The sequence below is a fragment of the Dactylosporangium sp. NPDC051087 genome, assembly GCF_055586325.1.
In genome coordinates, this window is the sequence record NZ_JBVJIJ010000047.1 from 51,655 (window position 1) to 69,155 (window position 17,501).

17 protein-coding genes are annotated in these 17,501 nt (G+C 71.3%); 7 read left to right on the plus strand and 10 right to left on the minus strand.

The genetic code is table 11. The features are described 5' to 3' along the window. Positions 1-694 precede the first annotated feature (694 nt). The 3 genes from ACZ6TV_RS50730 to ACZ6TV_RS50740 are packed head-to-tail and all read right to left on the minus strand — an operon-like array spanning position 695 to position 2,460. Positions 695-1,153, minus strand: a complete 459-nt coding sequence (locus ACZ6TV_RS50730; protein ID WP_465308120.1) for an HAD domain-containing protein — start codon at positions 1,151-1,153, stop codon at positions 695-697. 14 nt (positions 1,154-1,167) lie between these two features. Next, positions 1,168-1,935: a 2-C-methyl-D-erythritol 4-phosphate cytidylyltransferase gene (gene ispD, locus ACZ6TV_RS50735; RefSeq protein ID WP_465308122.1), complete on the minus strand. Its 768-nt coding sequence runs from the start codon at positions 1,933-1,935 to the stop codon at positions 1,168-1,170. Positions 1,936-1,974: 39 nt separating this feature from the next. Continuing rightward, entirely contained in the window at positions 1,975-2,460 is a 486-nt protein-coding gene (locus tag ACZ6TV_RS50740; RefSeq protein ID WP_033363204.1) for a CarD family transcriptional regulator, read from the minus strand. Positions 2,461-2,826: 366 nt separating this feature from the next. Here ACZ6TV_RS50740 and ACZ6TV_RS50745 point away from each other — a divergent pair, with 366 nt between their 5' ends. After that, entirely contained in the window at positions 2,827-3,597 is a 771-nt protein-coding gene (locus ACZ6TV_RS50745; protein WP_465308125.1) for a hypothetical protein, read from the plus strand. A gap of 68 nt (positions 3,598-3,665) precedes the next feature. Here ACZ6TV_RS50745 and ACZ6TV_RS50750 read toward each other — a convergent pair whose 3' ends face one another. Both ACZ6TV_RS50750 and ACZ6TV_RS50755 read right to left on the minus strand, forming a co-directional pair. Then, a complete protein-coding gene (locus ACZ6TV_RS50750; protein WP_465308127.1) occupies positions 3,666-4,694 on the minus strand; it encodes a type III polyketide synthase in 1,029 nt (342 codons plus the stop codon). A 20-nt stretch (positions 4,695-4,714) separates the two neighbouring features. Continuing rightward, positions 4,715-5,425 (minus strand): class I SAM-dependent methyltransferase, encoded by a 711-nt coding sequence (locus tag ACZ6TV_RS50755; RefSeq protein ID WP_465308129.1) that lies wholly within the window; start codon positions 5,423-5,425, stop codon positions 4,715-4,717. Between the two features lie 45 nt (positions 5,426-5,470). On the opposite strand from ACZ6TV_RS50755, the gene ACZ6TV_RS50760 reads away from it, so the two are divergent. From ACZ6TV_RS50760 to radA, 3 genes are all read left to right on the plus strand, one after another. Further along, positions 5,471-6,292: a UbiA family prenyltransferase gene (locus tag ACZ6TV_RS50760; protein WP_465308131.1), complete on the plus strand. Its 822-nt coding sequence runs from the start codon at positions 5,471-5,473 to the stop codon at positions 6,290-6,292. Positions 6,293-6,378: 86 nt separating this feature from the next. Beyond that, positions 6,379-7,101 carry a hypothetical protein gene (locus ACZ6TV_RS50765; protein WP_465308133.1) on the plus strand — a complete coding sequence of 241 codons (723 nt, stop codon included), beginning with the start codon at positions 6,379-6,381 and terminating at the stop codon, positions 7,099-7,101. Between the two features lie 31 nt (positions 7,102-7,132). Further along, the gene (radA, locus tag ACZ6TV_RS50770) at positions 7,133-8,542 is read left to right on the plus strand and encodes a DNA repair protein RadA (RefSeq protein ID WP_465308135.1); all 1,410 of its coding nucleotides are present in this window, start codon (positions 7,133-7,135) and stop codon (positions 8,540-8,542) included. Between the two features lie 1,376 nt (positions 8,543-9,918). Here the strand turns inward: radA and ACZ6TV_RS50775 are convergent. Then, on the minus strand, positions 9,919-10,503 hold the full coding sequence (locus tag ACZ6TV_RS50775; RefSeq protein ID WP_465308137.1) for a hypothetical protein: 585 nt from the start codon (positions 10,501-10,503) through the stop codon (positions 9,919-9,921). A 127-nt stretch (positions 10,504-10,630) separates the two neighbouring features. Between ACZ6TV_RS50775 and disA the strand changes: the two genes are divergently transcribed. After that, positions 10,631-11,749 (plus strand): DNA integrity scanning diadenylate cyclase DisA, encoded by a 1,119-nt coding sequence (disA, locus tag ACZ6TV_RS50780; RefSeq protein WP_465308139.1) that lies wholly within the window; start codon positions 10,631-10,633, stop codon positions 11,747-11,749. A gap of 5 nt (positions 11,750-11,754) precedes the next feature. On the opposite strand, the gene ACZ6TV_RS50785 is transcribed toward disA, so the two are convergent. From ACZ6TV_RS50785 to ACZ6TV_RS50795, 3 genes are read right to left on the minus strand one after another with little or no spacing between them, the layout of a single operon-like run. Continuing rightward, positions 11,755-12,408: an adhesin gene (locus ACZ6TV_RS50785; protein WP_465308141.1), complete on the minus strand. Its 654-nt coding sequence runs from the start codon at positions 12,406-12,408 to the stop codon at positions 11,755-11,757. Positions 12,409-12,468: 60 nt separating this feature from the next. Continuing rightward, a complete protein-coding gene (locus tag ACZ6TV_RS50790) occupies positions 12,469-12,972 on the minus strand; it encodes a peptide deformylase (protein ID WP_465308143.1) in 504 nt (167 codons plus the stop codon). After that, the gene (locus ACZ6TV_RS50795; RefSeq protein ID WP_465308145.1) at positions 12,969-13,481 is read right to left on the minus strand and encodes a glycine cleavage system transcriptional repressor; all 513 of its coding nucleotides are present in this window, start codon (positions 13,479-13,481) and stop codon (positions 12,969-12,971) included. Before ACZ6TV_RS50795 ends, ACZ6TV_RS50790 begins: the two co-directional genes overlap by 4 nt. 17 nt (positions 13,482-13,498) lie before the next feature. Here ACZ6TV_RS50795 and ACZ6TV_RS50800 point away from each other — a divergent pair, with 17 nt between their 5' ends. Both ACZ6TV_RS50800 and ACZ6TV_RS50805 read left to right on the plus strand, forming a co-directional pair. Beyond that, complete coding sequence (locus ACZ6TV_RS50800) at positions 13,499-14,371, plus strand: HhH-GPD family protein (RefSeq protein ID WP_465308153.1); 873 nt, start codon at positions 13,499-13,501, stop codon at positions 14,369-14,371. A gap of 84 nt (positions 14,372-14,455) precedes the next feature. Continuing rightward, positions 14,456-15,358: a polysaccharide deacetylase family protein gene (locus ACZ6TV_RS50805; protein WP_465308147.1), complete on the plus strand. Its 903-nt coding sequence runs from the start codon at positions 14,456-14,458 to the stop codon at positions 15,356-15,358. Here the strand turns inward: ACZ6TV_RS50805 and ACZ6TV_RS50810 are convergent. Continuing rightward, the gene (locus tag ACZ6TV_RS50810) at positions 15,324-16,100 is read right to left on the minus strand and encodes a hypothetical protein (RefSeq protein ID WP_465308149.1); all 777 of its coding nucleotides are present in this window, start codon (positions 16,098-16,100) and stop codon (positions 15,324-15,326) included. The genes ACZ6TV_RS50805 and ACZ6TV_RS50810 overlap by 35 nt on opposite strands. Positions 16,101-17,501 lie beyond the last annotated feature (1,401 nt).

Here is a 17,501-nt window from a genome sequence, read left to right on the forward strand (position 1 = left end):
GACCAGCCCCGCCACCACCGAGCGCCGCCACCGCGGAGCCGACGCCCAAAGACCCGGCCCGGCCACCCCAGCACGTCACCACGGAGCCGCCGCCCAAAGACCGGCCCCGCCACCCCTCAGCCCCGCCACCGCGGAACGAACCAAGCGCCGCCACCGGGGAGCCGCCGCCCGAAGATCCGCCTCGCCACCCCCAGCCCCGCCACCGCGGAGCCACCGCCGGAGACCAGCCCCCGCGTGAGGACCGAGTGCCTGCAGCACGTGGGACCGGCACCGCGCGACAACCCGTCCGTCGACGCCAGGCGGAGAACCCCGCCATGCGGAGAACACCGCTAAGAACCCGCCACTGGGCGAGAACCAGCGTCGCGCGGCGAGCAACTCCTGCAGCCCGTGGGGGGCAGCGCCGCGCCGGGGACCAGCAGGTACGCGAGCATCAGGGCAACGCGGGCAGCGCCGGGGACCAGTTCGCCGCGTGAGCATCAGCGCCACGCGGGGAGCTAGGCCGACCGCCGCTGCGGGGAGCAAGAGGGCTTCACCCTGCGAGGACTAGAGCCCGCGTGAGGACCAAGGGCAGGCACCCCGCTTGGAGCAACGAGCCCACGCCGCGTGGGAACAGCACCGCGGGAAAGTCGGGAGCGGCGGCGCTCGCGGGCGGGGCGAGGGCTATGTCACAGGCCGGCGCGGCGCTCGGAGGGGGTCAAAAGTGGCGGCGGAGGACGAATGACTCGATCCGGGTGAGGTCGCTCGGGCGGAGGCCGCGGCGAGGGTGCGGGCGGATCAGCAGGGCTCGGCCTCCCGCTGTCAGCCGCGTCGCAGGTACGGCCACGTCGTCCGTCCACACCAGCCGGCGGCCGGAGGTGAGGACCTGCCGGGCGGCGGCGAGCTTCAGGGCGTCGGTCACTTCCACCCCGGCAGGCAGGGCTCGGCCGAACGGTGGCAGGTCGAACAGGCGCTCCAGGGCGTCGGCGTCCTGGCACCACGTGGTGCACCAGCGGATCTCGACCAGGCCGGCGGCGGACAGCCCGCGGATCCGGGCGATCAAGGCGGGCGCCCAGCGGATGGGCCAGTCGACGCCTTCGGAGTGTGCGGTGCCGCGGCGCAGGTCAGGGCCCCACAGTGGGCGGCGGGTGTTGAGGACGCCGTCGACGTCCAGCAACCAGACCGGCGGGGTCAGAGCAGCAGCTCGGCGATGGCCAGGTCGAACGGCCTGGTGACCTTCATGGCGGCCTCGGACCCTGGCACGGTGTGGACGGCGACGCCGAGCTTCTCGGCCATGCCCGCGTCGTCGGTGTGTTCGTCGACGGCGGCGGCGTGCGCGCTGGTCAGAACGGAGCGGCGGAAACCCTGTGGGGTCTGTACGGCACGCAGGACGGAGCGGTCGACAGTACCGACGACAATGCCGGAATTGTCGACCTCTTTGATGGTGTCGACCACAGGTAGAACGGGTATGACGGCGCCGTGCCCCCCTCGCACCGCGTCCGCGACGGCCTCCACCAGCTCTGGTGGGGTCAGTGCGCGCGCCGCGTCGTGGACCAGCACGATGTCGAACGGCTCGGGGACGGCGGCCAGGGCGGCGGCGACCGACGCCTGCCGCGTGGCGCCGCCGGGCACCACGATGAGCTCCACGGCGGGAGCGGATTCACCGGAAGCTCTCAGGCTCGCCTCAGTCGTCACACAGGTCTCACCGGCAACAATGGGGCTTGTGAGGACGGCAGGCGCGAGCAGGGCCTTGACGTCGTCGACGGCGTCCGCGGGAGCGGCCACGACGATGCAGCCGACGCTGGGGGCGGACGCCACCCGGCGCACGGCATGCACGAGCAGCGGCTCCCCTCGCAGGAGCCGCAGTGCCTTCGGGGCGCCGGGGCCGAGTCGGACCCCCATGCCCGCAGCAGGCACGAGGACCGCGACGTCACCACGCACCCTTGGATGCGCCGTCACGTCGCGGTCCTCGTCTTCAGGATTAGCCGGGCTGAAATGTCAGGCCTCGGTCAGCACCTTGTCCAGCAGCGTCTCGGCCTCATCCTTGGTGCTCTTCTCGGCGAGCGCCACCTCGCCGACCAGGATGTCCCGAGCCTTGGCCAGCATGCGCTTCTCGCCGGCCGACAAGCCACGCTCCCGGTCACGGCGCCACAGGTCACGCACGACCTCTGCGACCTTGAGCGGATTGCCGGAGGCCAACTTCTCCAGATTCGCCTTGTAACGCCGCGACCAGTTGGTCGGCTCCTCGGTGTGCGGAGCGCGGAGGACGTCGAAGACCTTGGTCAGGCCTTCCTCGCCAACCACCTCGCGCACGCCGACGATCTCGGCGTTTTCGGCGGGCACCCGCACCGTCAGGTCACCCTGAGCGACCCTGAGGACGAGATACTGCTTCTCCTCGCCCCTGACGACCCGAGTCTCGATTGCCTCGATGAGTGCGGCCCCGTGGTGGGGGTAGACAACGGTCTCGCCGACACTGAAAACCATAGGTTCGAAACCCCTTTCGCTGTGTCTAGGGTAACACGGTCACGCGCTGTCGTCCCACCCCAGAGAGCAGCATTCGCGCAGGTCAGAACACATGTGAGTCCCCTTTCTCCCGCTTGACATGAATCGTGGAACCTGCTGCGTAACGGATCAACAACCCTGGGCACACGCAAATGCGCAGGCTGTAGGACATTTCCGATTGATTGTCGCGAGTGCGTACAGATGCGATGGCAGGCGTGTCGAACGCCACTCTCCGTGATGTCACCAGCGGCGGAGCGTGCGAAAATCTTCATACATCTCGATGGGTGGCACCACTGGTGTTGCGCGGCCCGGTGAGGGAAAGTTGAGGCAGGTGCGAGGAGAACAGCGATGGGCACGCTGCGGGGCGACAACGGCGGTGGTGATCGGCCACAGGATGGTGGCGGCATCCCCGACCTGCCCCCTGAGTGGGGCACGATCATCATCCCCGACGATGCGGGCGCACTCGACGATGAGGGCACATCGATCCGCCGTCAATTCCGTCGCGCCTCAATCCGCCGTCGCTGGCGGCGCCGGCTGCATCTGAGCCCCGAGCCGATCAAGCGGGCGGGCGACGATTCTCCGGGTCTGGCGGTGCCGCTGCTGATCATGTCGATCGCCGTCATCGCGACGCTGGTGAGTCTGTTCGCGGTCGCGTGGCCGCGGCGCAACCCCAACGGCACGCCGCAGCTCGCGCCGCCGTCCCCGCCCGCCAAGGTGACGCTCGCCGGGCTCAGCCTCTTCGACGCGGAAGGCAGCACGGTGCGGATCCGCGACCTCACTCCCGCGGTCATCCTGCTGGTCGAGGGGTGCAGCTGCGAGCACCTCATCACCGGCACCGTCGAGGCCGTCGCCGCCGGCCGGGCGCCGTCCGCCACGGTCCTGGTGCTCGCTGTCCGCGCGCCGACGCTGCCGTCGGGGCTCAATGACAAGGTGCGGGTGCGCGCGCTCGCCGACCCCAACAGCTCGGTCCGGGCCGCGGTGCCGTTCCTCGCGGCGAGCCGCACCACGGCCGCGCTCCTGGTCGCCGCCGACGGCACCGTGATCCGGGCGGTCAGCTCCGTGACGGAGGCCGCCGCGTTCGACTCCGAGCTGGGCAACCTCGCGGCCTCACCCAGCTAAAGGCGTGTTTGGTCAGTGGATGCCGGGCTGCGGCGGGCCTCGCTCCGACCCCACTGACCAAACATGCCTTAGAGGCCGCGCAGCAGCGTTCCGTACAGCGTCAGCCCCGGACCGAACGCGAGCGCCACGGTGTTCTTCGGTGGACCCGAGGCCCGCCGCCGCAACGCGTCGATGATCAGCAGGACCGTCGGGGACGAGCAGTTGCCGTGCTCGGCGAGGGTGCCGCGCGACTCGGCGAGGGCGGACTCCGGCAGCGCCAGGCGGTCGCGCACGACGTCGAGGATCCTCGGACCGCCCGGGTGGACCGCCCAGCCGTCGACGTCGGCGAGCGTCAGGCCGTGCCTGCCGAGGAGGTCACCGACCAGGTCGGCGACGTAGATCGACAGGACGTCGGGCACCTTCGGCGACAGGCCCATCCGGAAGCCCAGGTCGGTCACGTCCCACGTCATGTGGTCCGCCGTGGCGGTGTCGGTCACCGCGGCGATCTCGGCAACCCCCTGGCCGGAGGCCTGGTCGGCGCGCGGGACCAGTACCACTGCCGCCGCCGCGTCCGAGAAGAGCGCGTGCGCGACGATCTGCTGCGGATCCTCGCTCGGCGGCTGGACGTGCAGGCTGGTCAGCTCGAGGCAGAGCAGCACCGCCGGCAGCCCGCGCGCCGACACGAAGTCCGTCGCGGCGCCGAGCCCGGGCAGCGCGGCGTAGCAGCCCATGTGCCCGATGAAAAGCCGCTGCGTGGTCGGCGCCATGCCCAGGTCGCGGGCGAGGAGGATGTCGAGGCCGGGGGTGGCGTATCCGGTGCAGGAACACACCACGAACAGCCCGATCTCGTCCGGTCGCAGCCCGGCCGCGTCGAGCGCGCCGGTGACCGCGTCCTTGCCCAGCGGCAGCGCCTCGGTCAGGTACCGGCTCATCCGCTTCGCCGTCGACCAGCCGGACGCGTCCTCGATCAGCGGGTTGACCGCGCCGTGCCTGGTGACCACGCCGGAGTTCTCGAAGATCCGTTTCGCCAGCCCCCTGCGGGAGCCGTTGTAGTGCCGCTCGAAGAAGCCCGTCCACACCTCGTCCTGGCGCATCGGGCCGGGGAATGTCACACCCATGCCTGCGATCGCGGCACCTGTCACTGGGTCCCCTTTCTGCCGCGCCCCTGGTAGAGGATCGCGGTGGTGAACGTCGGTACGATCTGCACCGCGTTGCGGCGGGTGACCAGCCAGCGGGCGAGCGCGGGGAGCGTCGGCCGGACGCCCCGCACGTCGATCGGCACGCCGTTGCTCTCGCACGCCTTCCGCAGCGCGCGCGGGTCGACGAACAGGGTGGGGTCGTGGATGCCGCGGACCGCGGGCATGATCGCCTCGGCCAGGCGGACCGCGACCAGGCGCGCCACGGCGGTGTCGGCGAGGGTGTCGAGGACCAGCCAGCCCCCGGGGCGCAGGACGCGGCACGCCTCGGCGACCACCACCGGCCAGTCCGGGACGTGTTCCAGCAGCTCACCTGCACTGACGACGTCGACGGTACCGTCGGCGAACGGCAACCGCCGCACGTCCGCCTGGACCGGGGTGACGCCGTGCGCCGCGGCCTGCTCCAGCCCGGAGACGACCAGGTCGACGCCGACGTGCCGGTAGCCCTTGTCGGCGACGTGCGGGGCGAGCAGGCCGCCGCCGCAGCCGAGGTCGAGCAGGACGGCGCCGTCGCGCTCGGCCGGCGGGATCAGTCGCGCGCGGGCGCGGGCGAGCCAATACAGCATCGACAGCGGCGAACCGGGACGCCACCACTCGCCGGCCAGGTCGTCATACTGACCAGGGTCGTTACGCGCCCGGCGCGTCGATCGCATGGGTCGAGACTGACACGGAACCCTTCGGACAGCCACACTTGCCGAATGTCCGTTGCTCGCTCGATTATTCGTGCCAGCCACCCGGAGCCTGCGGTCGCGGTCACGGCCGTCGCCGCGCTGCTGTCGTTCGGACTCGGAAGGCCCTGGCCGGGGGTGGTTTCGGCGGCTGCCTGTGTACTGGCGAGCCAGCTCTCCATCGGGTGGATCAACGACGTGCTGGACGCTTCCCGGGACGCGTCGGTGGGTCGCACGGACAAGCCGGTCGCCACCGGTGCCGTGTCGCGACGGCTGATCCTGGTGCTCGGTGTCGTCGCGGGCGGGCTCGTTCTCCCACTCGGCCTCCTTTCCGGCATCTCGGCCGGATTCATCGCTTTTCTCGGGCTTGTCTCCGCACTGCTCTACGACTGGCCGCTGAAGTCGACGCCGGCGTCGGTGGTGCCCTATGCGGTGTCGTTCGCCTGCCTGCCGGCGTTCGTCGTGGTCGGCGCGGGCCTGGTCCCGCCGCTGTGGCTGCTCTGCGCCGGCGGCCTGCTCGGCGCCGGCGCGCACTTCGTCAACACGCTGCCCGACCTGGACGACGACCTGCGCACCGGCGTCCGTGGCCTGCCGCACCGCTTCGGCCGCCGCGGGTCGCTGTCCGCTTCGGCGGTACTGCTGCTGGCGGCCACCGGGTTCCTGGCGTTCGGGCCGCCCGGGCCACCTCCTGTGCTCTTCTGGCCGACACTGGCGATCGCCGTCCTGGTCCTGTCGCTGGGCGCGTGGGCCATGCGCCGCGACCCCACTTCACGCACCCCTTTCCTGGCGGTCATCGCCGTGGCGCTCATCGATGTGGTGTTTTTGCTGGTCAGCGGCTTGAACCTGGATTGACCGGTGCAGTGTCAGGGTGCGCGTTATCGGCCGATCAACGGCATCTAGGCTGTACTCGGCCGCCCGAACCAGATGGAGGACCCAAGGTGACGCGTACGATTCCGGCTTCCCGCCGCCGCTCGGGACTGGGCGCCGCGCTGCTGGCCTCCGCCGCGCTCGGCGTCGGTCTGCTCTCCGGGTGCAGCGCCGGTCAGATCACCCAGACCGACACCCAGGTCGCCGCAGTGCCCGGCGTCAGCGCGCAGAGCGCCGACGGCCTGATCGCGCTGCGCGAGGGTGTCGTGGCGTATTCGAACGAGTACAAGGCCGGCAGTGTCGTGCCGATCGAGGTGCGGCTGTTCAACAACGCGAAGCAGTCGGTGAAGCTGACCGGGGTGACCGCCGGGTCCGCCGGCAGCGTGGTCCTGGTGGGCGGGGCGTCGGCCGCGCCGGCACCGGCGGCCACGTCGGCACCGCCGTCGCCGTCCAAGCCGGCCTCGTCGCCTTCCACCTCCGCGTCTGGCTCCGCGTCCCCCTCGAAGTCGCCGACGCCGTCGCCCACGCCCGCCGCGGTCGGCTCCTCGAAGATCGCTATCGAGATCCCGGTCGGTGGGTTCGTGTCGCTGAGCGAAGGCTCGAAGACCTACCTCGCCGTCGAGAAGCTCGCGGGCGAGACCCTGATGGCCGGCTCGGCGCTGGCGGACGTGACCTTCACCTTCACGTATGCGGACGGCAGCACCACCACGATCACCGTCCCCGAGCTGCCGATGACGGTGCCGCTGAGCCCGCTGCCGAAGCCGAGCTCGGTCGTGGGGCACGAGGCTGAGTAGTTTTGTCGTACCCCTGGGCTAGTTTTCGGGGGTGACGAAGAGCAAGAGCGCTGCCTATCAGTGCGACGTGTGCGGGGCCCGTCCGGCCAAATGGATGGGGCGGTGCCCCGAGTGCGGCGAGTGGGGCTCGATCATCGAGTCCTCACCACTGGCCGCGCTCGGCCCGGCCGCCCTGCGCGCCGTCCCGAGCCGCGCTCCGCTGGAGCCGGCCCGCCCCATCGCCGAGATCAGCGCCAAGCCGGCCCAGGCCCGCCCGACCGGCGTGGGCGAGTTCGACCGCGTCCTCGGCGGCGGCATCGTCCCCGGCGCCGTGGTCCTGCTCGCCGGGGAGCCGGGCGTCGGCAAGTCCACCCTCCTGCTCGACGTCGCCCAGCAGTGGGCCAAGCACGGCGACACCCCGTCCCTCGTGGTCAGCGGCGAGGAGTCGGTGAGCCAGGTCCGCCTCCGCGCCGAGCGCATCGGCGCCCTGCACGAGCGGCTCTATCTCGCGGCCGAAAGTGACCTGTCCGCGGTCCTCGGCCACCTCGACGCCGTCAAGCCCGGCCTGCTCATCCTCGACTCGGTGCAGACCATCTCCGCCCCCGGCACCGACGGCGTGGCCGGCGGCGTCACCCAGGTCCGCGCCGTCACCGCCGCCCTGGTCGCCATCGCCAAGGAGCGCGGCCTCGCCACCGTCCTCGTCGGCCACGTCACCAAAGACGGCAATGTCGCCGGCCCCCGCGTCCTGGAGCACCTCGTCGACGTCGTGCTCAACTTCGAGGGCGACAAGCACTCCTCACTGCGCATGGTCCGCGGCCTGAAAAACCGCTTCGGCGCCGCCGACGAGGTCGGCTGCTTCGAGATGCACGAGGGCGGCATCACCAGCCTCCCCGACCCGAGCGGCCTCTTCCTCACCCGCTATGCCGACGCCGTCTCAGGCACCTGCGTCTCCGTCGCCATGGAGGGCCGCCGCGCCCTCGTCGCCGAGGTCCAGACCCTGATCGGCGCCCAGACCCCCGGCTCACCCCGCCGCACCGTCTCCGGCCTCGACTCCGCCCGCCTAGCCATGATCATCGCCGTCCTCCAACAGCGCGCCCAGATCCAGCTCCACGACCGCGAGGTCTATGCCGCCACCGTCGGCGGCCTCCGCGTCACCGAGCCGGCCATCGACCTCGCCCTGGCCCTCGCCGCCGCCTCCGCCGCCCACGACCTCCCGATGCCCCCAGACCTCGTCGTCTTGGGCGAGGTCGGCCTGACCGGCGAGGTCCGCCGCGTCGGCGCCGTCCCCCGCCGCCTCGCCGAGGCCGCCCGCCTCGGCTTCCGCTTCGCCCTCGTCCCGCCGGGCTGCGGCCCGGCCGCCACCGGCGTCACCCCTCCTGGCATGCGCGTCCTGGAGGTCGGCGACGTCCGCACTGCCCTGCACTATGCGGTCAAGGCCGCCAGCGAAGCCGAACCACGTTAGGTTCCCGCCCCCTCGCGAGGCGGTCGCGTGCTGACACTCTGGACGCCGCTCGCCGTCCGCTTGGACCTGCTTGTCCGACACGCGGTGGCGGCTTGCCGGTCCGTGCCAGGTGTTTGCGGCGGTCCTTGCCGGTCCGTGCCAGGTGTTTGCGGCGGTCCTTGCCCTTGCCGGTCCGTGCCGGGTGTTTGCGGCGGTCCTTGCCGGTCCGTGCCGGGTGTTTGCGGCGGTTTCTGCACCGGTAGAAGCCGCGGTCGAATCGGTTGCGGGAGTGCGGTGCCGACCCGCGTTAGGTACCGTCTCGCCGATCAAGCCCCTCGCGAGGCGGTCACTCGCTGACGCTCTGGGCGCCGCTCGCCGGCGGCTGACGGTTTCCCGCCCTACGCATCGTGGCGGGTCTCCAGTCCCTGCCAGGGGTGTTTGCGCCGATCGGAGCCGCGGTCGGTCCGGTCGCGGGAGTGCGGTGCCGACCCGCGTTAGGTACCGTCTCGCCGATCACGCCCCTCGCGAGGCGATCGCCCGCCGACACTCTGGGCGCCGCTCGCCGGCCGCTTGAAGATTGCCCGCCCCTACATCGCGGCGGGCCTCCAGTCCGTGCCGGGGATGTTTACACCGGTCGGAGCCGCGGTCGACCCGGTCGCAAGTGTCGGCCGGGCCGTGCCAGGGTGTTGCGCCGGTCAAAGCCGCGGTCGACCCGGTCGCGGGAGTGCGGTCAGGAAGCACGGCGCGCGGCCACGGACCAGCGAACCGGGCTCATGACTGAGGTGCGGCACCGGCTCGTGACTGGGTCTGACGCATGGGTCGAGGTCCGACCGTCTGCCCCGGGCCTGGCCGCGTCGTTTCCGCTGGCGACCCTCCTACCAGGCCCTCGAGTAGCGGTCGCCCTCCGGACACCGCATGACGACGACACGGAAATGCCCACTCGACGCGCCATGACGGGTTGCCGATCCGCGCCGGGTGCTGCGGCGGTCGAAGCCGCGATCGACCCGGTCACGGAAATGCACCAGGGAACCACGACTCGCGGCCACGGTCGGCGACCCGGGCTCGCGGCTGAGGTCTGCGGCATGAGGCCGAGGTCCGACCGCTCGCTCCCGGGCTTGGCCGCATCGCTTCCCGCTGGCGGCCCCGTGTTTCTGGTTCGGGGATGTGTCCGTGAGCGCGGCGACCTTCCTGGCCGACCCCGCCACCGGGGAGCGGCTCCCGGTCGCAGTCAGCGACGCGGTCGAGGTTCGATGATCCGCCTGGTCCGGCCGCGTCGCCTCCGGCCGGCGATCCCCTGTCCGGGCTCGGGATGTCCGTGAACGCGACAGGAACGCCCGTCGGCGGGCCCTGTCCGACTTTCCAGATCAGCGCCGCCGCGTCACCGGGTGCGGAGAGGGTCAGTGGGGGGTCAGGTGGTTGGCGATCAGGACCTGGTCGGGGGCGAAGGCGGCCAGCGCCGCCAGCTGTCCGTCAGGGCCGCCGGCGAAGTCGCGGAGGCGGACGGCGACGTCGAAGCCGCGGGCCCGCTTCGACGGGGTCTTCGACAGTTCGCGGACGACGTTCTGGTCGAGCCAGGCAGGGTTGGTGCCGGTGCGGTCCAGGCCTGCTCTGAGCCTGACCAGCAGGTACCGCTCACCGCCCACCTCCATCAGAGTCACCTGTGCGACTCGGGACCAGGGCAGGACCAGGGTGCGGATCCAGCCGGGACGGACGGTGAGGGCGAAGTGGTTGGCGCCGACCCGGGGGCGGCGGACGACGGCGAGGACGAACGGGGTGGCGCCCACGGCCGCCAGGAGCAGCGTCCACATGGGAAGGTTGGCGAGGGGGTTCGAGGCGCCGGAGGGGAGCGTCGCGGGTTCGTCGGCGAAGAGGCCGCGGATCAGGCCGGTGGCGAGGGCGGCGGAGAGGACGTACCAGCCGAGTGTGACCAGCGAGCGGGACGGGAAACTGCGCCGCCATTCGATCCGCTCCGGACCGGCCACCGGTGGGACCTCGCAGACTGCGCACAGACATCAATTACGGTCCATCGACTGATGGCGTCCGCCCACTCTACGGGCTGGGTCGATACCGCACCAGCACCGGATGTCCGACCATCCGTAGACTGTGCGGGTGCCGATCGACCGCGAGCCCAGCAGAGGCGCCGGCCTCAACGGGGGCTGGGTCGCCGCAGACCCGTTGCGCGCGACGCTCGCCCTGATGGCGCCGGGGACGGTGCTGCGCGACGGGCTTGAGCGCATTTTGAGGGGGCGCACGGGTGCCCTGATCGTGCTCGGCTACGACAAGGTGGTCGAGCAGATGTGCACGGGCGGGTTCCCGTTGGACGTCGAGTTCTCCGCGACCCGGCTGCGTGAGCTGTGCAAGATGGACGGTGCTGTCGTCCTGTCGAGTGACGGCACGAGAATTGTCCGGGCCGCCGTGCACCTCATGCCGGACCCGACGATCCCGTCGGAGGAGTCGGGGACGCGGCACCGGACGGCGGAGCGGGTCGCCAAGCAGGCCGGGTTCCCGGTCATTTCGGTGAGCCAGTCGATGCGGATCATCGGCCTGTATGTGAATGGCCAGCGGCACGTGCTGGACGACTCGGCCGCGATCCTGTCCAAGGCGAATCAGGCGTTGGCCACGCTGGAGCGGTACAAGCTGCGGCTCGACGAAGTGAGCGGGACGCTTTCGGCGTTGGAGATCGAGGATCTCGTCACGGTCCGTGACGCGGTGGCGGTGGTGCAGCGGCTGGAGATGGTGCGGCGCATCGCGGACGAGATCGCCGGTTACGTGGTGGAGCTCGGCACTGACGGGCGGTTGCTGGCGCTGCAGCTCGAGGAGCTGATGGCCGGGGTCGAGGCGGATCGCACGCTGGTGATCCGCGACTACCTGCCGTCGGGGCGGCGGGCCCGTTCGTCGGACGATGCTCTCGAAGAGCTGGACGCGTTGACGGCGACGGAGCTGATCGACCTGGTCGCGGTCGCGAAGTCGCTCGGATATCCGGGGGCGAGCGACGCGCTGGACGCCGCGGTGTCGCCGCGCGGGTTCCGGCTGCTGGCCAAGGTGCCGCGGCTGCCCTCGCTGGTCGTCGACCGGCTGGTCGAGCACTTCGGCAGCCTGCAGCGGCTGCTCGGCGCGACCGTGGAGGACCTGCAGACCGTCGACGGCGTCGGCGACGCCAGGGCGCGCGGCGTGCGGGAAGGATTGAGCCGCCTCGCCGAGGCGTCGATCCTGGAGCGATACGTCTAGTACGGCTAGGAGAGCTGCACCTGGACGGGCGCACTGAGCTTCGTGTCGAGGCGGCCGACCAGCTCGTACTTGCCGGCCGGCGGGACCTCACGGTTGACGCAGCCGTCCTTGGTGGTCTTGCCGTTCCACGTGGTGGAGAACGAGACCTCGATCCCCGGCTTCAGCGTCGTCGGCTGGCTGCCCTTCGGCGCGTCGCAGTGGTCGGAGGACCACATCTTGATGGCGCCGACCTGCAGGTACAACTCCTGGAAATCGGCACCGAGGTCGCGGGTGCAATCGTGCGCCGACGTGTTCTTGATCTTCAGGAAGAACTTGAGATACGCCCCGCGGAACTGCAGCGTCTGCTCGGGCTGCGCGACCAGCGAGAGGTCGGTGTCGGCGCAGACCGGCACGGTGGAGGCGACGGCCGGGGCCGACGAGGACGCCGGCGCGCTGGTGACGGGGTCGCCGGTGGTCGGCGTCTGCACCGTCGGCTCGGCCGAGGCAGGGGCGGAGGCGGGCGCGGAGGACGGCGGCTGCGCCGAGGTCGGCGTGCGCTTCGGGTCCGGCCCCGAGCACTGCGCCCAGAGCATGAGCACCACGATCAGCAGCGCCCCGCCGACGATGGCGCGACGCCGCCAGTACACGCCAGCGGGAAGCGGGCCGACCGTCATCTTCATGATGCACTCACCGTATCGAGGGAACGGGTGGCGAAGGGGGCGGCGCGCCGTGTAGACCGCTCAGAGATAGACCTTGCGGGCGTAAACGGCGTGCGCACCGGCAACACGATCGAGGAACAGTAACCCAGCGCAATGGTCGATCTCGTGCTGTAAAGCCCTCGCCTCGAACGCGTCTGTAGTGATCTCGATCTCTTCGCCGGTGCCGGGAAGCTGCCCGGCGACGACGAGCCGGTTGGCGCGCTTCACGTCGCCGGTGAGGTCGGGCACCGACATGCAGCCCTCGCGGCCCTTCTGCCACTGCGACGCCTCGACGACCCGCGCGTTGCACAGCACCAGCGTGCCGTGCACGGTGCGGGCCTTCGGGTGGCCGGTGACGTCGACCGCGAACACCTGCGCGCCGACGCCGACCTGCGGCGCGGCGAGCCCGACGCAGCCCGGCGACACCCGCATCGTGTCGACGAGGTCGGCCGCGAGCTGGACGATGTCCTCGGCGAGCGGGTCCACGGTCACGCCGGCCGCCCCCAGCACCGCCGCGGGGGCCTGGACGACCTGCAGGACCGTCACATCAGGTCCGCTTCGCCGGCCCGCAGCGTGGCCTCGACCCCGAGCTCGCCGGCGACCCGGTCGATCGCGGCGGCGAGGTCCTCCATCGCCCCGGGCGCGTCGACCTCCGCCACGACGACATAGAGGTTGCCGGCCAGCCTGGTCGTCAGGTCGGTGATGTTGCCACCGGCCGCCGCCACGGTACGGCTGAGCGCCGCGACGATCCCGAGCCGGTCAGCGCCGTGGACGGTCAGTACGTAATGCGCGCCGACTACCGGGTCGACCAGGTCCTCGCCCACCTCGCGGACGGTGACCAGGAGCGTGCGGTCGGCGGTCAACGGCGTGAGGGCCGCGTCGACCTCCATGGCGGACACGGACCCGGCGCAGACCAGCGTCATCGCGAAGTGCCCGCGCAGCCGGGTCATGGTCGAGTCGGTGAGGTTGAGGCCAAGCCCGGCGAGGATCTCCGCGACGTCGGCGATGATGCCGGGACGGTCGTGGCCGATGACGGTGACGGCGTACTCGTTCACCTGGCTTATCCTTCCTTATCGCCTCCGACGCCCTTTCACAGACCGTCACCCGTTGGTACGACGCCAACGCCCGTGACCTCCCTTGGCGGCAACCCGACGCGACGCCGTGGGGTGTGCTGGTCAGCGAGGTCATGCTCCAGCAGACCCAGGTGTCCCGGGTGGACCCCGCCTGGCGGCGCTGGATGGAGCGCTGGCCGACGCCCGGCCACCTGGCCGCGGACCCGCCGGGCGAGGCCATCCGCGCATGGGACCGGCTCGGCTATCCGCGGCGCGCCCTGCGGCTGCACGCGTGCGCGACCGCGATCGTGGAGCAGCATGCGGGTGTCGTACCGCACGACGTCGACGCCCTGCTCGCACTGCCGGGCATCGGCATGTACACGGCCCGTGCGGTGGCCGCGTTCGCGTTCCGGCAGCGCCACCCCGTCGTGGACACCAACGTCCGCCGGGTCGTGGCCAGGATCGTCGACGGCGTAGCGGACGGCGGCGCCGCGACCACCCCCGCTGACCTGCGGGCCGTCGAGGTCCTGCTGCCCGAGGACCACGAGGCGGCGGCGAAGGCCTCCGTCGCGTTCATGGAGCTCGGCGCGGTCATCTGCACCGCCCGCGCGCCGCGTTGCGAGGAGTGCCCGATGCGGGGCGTCTGCGCCTGGCACATCGCCGGATCGCCGCCGTCCACCGGACCGAGCAGGCGCACCCAGCGGTACCACGGGACGGACCGCCACGTGCGCGGCCTTCTCCTCGCCGTGTTGCGCGCGAGCGACGACCCGGTGCCCGCGGCGAGCCTCGACCTGGTGTGGGACGACGAGGTCCAGCGTGGCAGGGCGTTGCGCGGGCTGCTCGAGGACGGCCTCGTCAGGGAACGCGCCGGGACGTTCACGTTGCCGGGGTGAGCCCGAGGGTTGCAGGCGGTTCATCTAGTTTTTCCCACACTTTTCGGGCCTCCCCTCACGCCCGCCGGTGGATAGGCTCGCGGCGTGCTCATCCCTCACACCAGGGCACGCCGGGCTGTTGCCGCGCTGCTCGCCGCCGCGACGCTCGCCGGCTGCGGTGCTCCTCGTAACGCCGACCATCCTCAGTGGACGGCACCGCCGGCGATGGCCGCCAGCACGTCTCCTTCGTCGGCGGACTCCTCGTCGTCGCCGGCCGCGTCGACCTCGGCCCAGGCCTCGGCTTCGTCGCCCGCGTCCGCCAAGCCCTCGAAGTCCCAGACCACCGCGGCCGCCCCGCCCGGCGTGAGCTACGCCGACCGGCTGCCGAAGTTCGACCGCGCACCGAAGGCCGACAAGGTCCACCTGCCGGAGGGCGCATCCGCGGCGTACTACTCCCGCATCCCGACCGACCAGCCCGTCGCGTTCATCACCATCGACGACGGCCAGGTGAAGCGCCCCGAGGCCCTCGACCTCATCAAACAGGCCGGCGTCCCCGTCACGCTGTTCCTGATGATCAACGCCATCCGCAACGACCCGGAATACTTCAAACGCCTCCAGGACGCCGGCGCCGTCATCGAGGCGCACACGGTCACCCACCAGAGCCTGCGCGGCAAGTCCTACGCCGTCCAGCGCAAGGAGATCTGCGACTCCGCGGACAAGCTCGGCGCCTGGTACGGCCGCCGCCCCGTCCTGTTCCGCCCGCCGTACGGCGAAAAGGACGACACCACCCTCAAGGCCGCCCACGACTGTGGCATGCACGCCGCCTTCTTCTGGAAGGAAACCGTCGACAAGGGCATCGTCCGCTACCAGCAGGGCAACACGGTCCAGCGCGGCGACATCATCCTGATGCATTTCCGCGACCGTTTCGTCGACGATTTCATCGCCGCCCTCCAGGCCATCAAGGCCGCCGGCCTCACGCCGGCCCTCCTGGAGGACTACATTCCCTGAAGCTCTCCAGCAGCGCCTGCCGTTCACGCTCATCGAACGGCAGCCGCTGCTGGACCATTTCCCGCAGCGGCTCCGGTACTGCATAAAATCCGCGCCGCCCGATCACCGGCATCACGATCGGCGGCAGCCCGCCGAGGTCCTCGGTCAGGTCAAGCGCATCCGCCGTGGCCGCGTCGACCGCCGGCAGATGGGCGAGCCGCCTGGCAAGCTCCCGCTCCTCGACATGCAGCACGGTGATCAGCGCCCCGACGAGGTGCTCCCGTAGCTCCCCGTAGACCCTTGCCAGCTGCCGCAGACTGCCCGCCCGGTCCGCCCGCGGCAGCCGTGCCAGCCACGCCGCCGCCAGCCCGACCAACGCCGGCCATCCCCCGGTCAACAGATGCAGGTCAGGCGCCAGCCCGTCCGCCCCCGCCGCGTCAGCGAGCGCCGCGGCCAGCACCTGATACGTCTCATCCTCCGCGAACGCCAGCTCTCCCGGCCCGAGCCGATCGTCAGCGCTCAGGGGCATGGCCTCCCGCCCGCTGAGCACCAACGGCACCACCCCGGCAAGCTCAACCACCCGCTCCCACGCTGTTCCGATCCGCTCGACCCCGTCCACGACGACCACGGCCCCGGCGGGCACCTGCCCGACCCTCGGCACCGGCGTCTCTCCCGCTCGGACGACGATCGCGCGACGGCGCTCGGCCCACTGCGCCAGCAGGACGCTCTTTCCTGCCCCGCTCCCCGCCACAACCACCACCACCGGCGCCCTCCTGACCTCACCCGCCGCCGCACCATCGGACGACCCGCCGCTGAGCGCCCTGCCGCTGGTCTGATGAGCCGAGCTGGCCGGAGCTGAACCCGCCGGCGCTGAACCGGCCGAAGATGGGCGGACCGAGGCGGGGCCGCCCGGGGCTGAACCGGCCGGGGCACGGCTTGTCGAGGCAGGGCTTGTCGAGGCAGGGCTTGTCGAGGCAGGGCTTGCCGAGGCTCTGCTGGCCGGGGCTGGACCATCCGAGGCTGGGCCGGACGGAGCTGGGCCGGACGGAGCTGGGCCGGACGGAGCTGGGCCGGACGGAGCTGGGCCGGACGGAGGTGGGCCGGACGGAAGCAAACCGGCCTGAGGGTCCGTGGACGGGTCGACGGCAGGGTCCTCGAATGCCCGGTCCAACCGCGCCAGCAACCCGGCCCTGACGATCGGCCGCGGTGCGACCGGCCGACCGAAGCGCGCCGCCCCGAAGTCCCGCCACCACCCAGTCACGCCAGGCAACGTAACCCGGCAACCGGGTCAGCGGGCGTCCGACGTGTCGTACTTCGCCGCCGGCCCACCCAACCGCGTGACCGTCGGGTGCCGCGCGACTGGCGAGTTCGATTCGGCGGGACCCTGGGCGCAGCGAATCCACCCCGCACGGCAGGCGCCGAACCGAAATGCGGCCACCACAGCGGAATCACCTCCGGCACGGCATGGAATCGCACCGCCACGACCAGGATTCGGAGGCGAATGGCACTCAGCGCGACCCGAGGAGCGGAAGCGGAACGGGACGGAAAGCGCGGACGCGGAACAGCAGGCGCGGAAGCGGGGAACGGAATGACTAGCACCTCGAAGCAGGCCCGGAAGCCCTTCAGCCCCAGAAGCCGAACCCAGCGGAAGCGAAACCAGCACGGAGGCGCAACAGGCACGGAAGCAAAAGTGTACGGAACGGAGGCGGGCCCAGGACGAAAAACACACAGCCCCGACCGGAACAGCATGGAAGCAGGATGACTCACGGCGCCGCGGCAGGCCGGGAATCGGATGCAAGCCAAGCCGAAGACGACATAGAAGCAGCACGGCTCACGGCGCCGGAGCAGCCAGGAAAGCGGACACAAGCAACGCGAACGGCAAGCCAGGAACGAACGCAAGCCAGGACGAACGCAAGCCAGGAGCGGCACGGGCAAAGCCGACGCAAGCAAAGCAGCAACGCGAGCCAAAAGACCGGACGCAGGCCAACAGGCCGACGCTGACCAAAGAGCGGCGCAGACCAAAGCAAGGCCAAAACGGCCGGCGCGGGGTCAGAGAGGTGGCGGTAGGCAGCTAGTACGGCAGCCGCCGTTCGGGATGTTGCTGGTTGACGGGGCTGGACAGAGCACGGCCACCGCGTGATCGTCTGTGCGTTGTGGACACAAC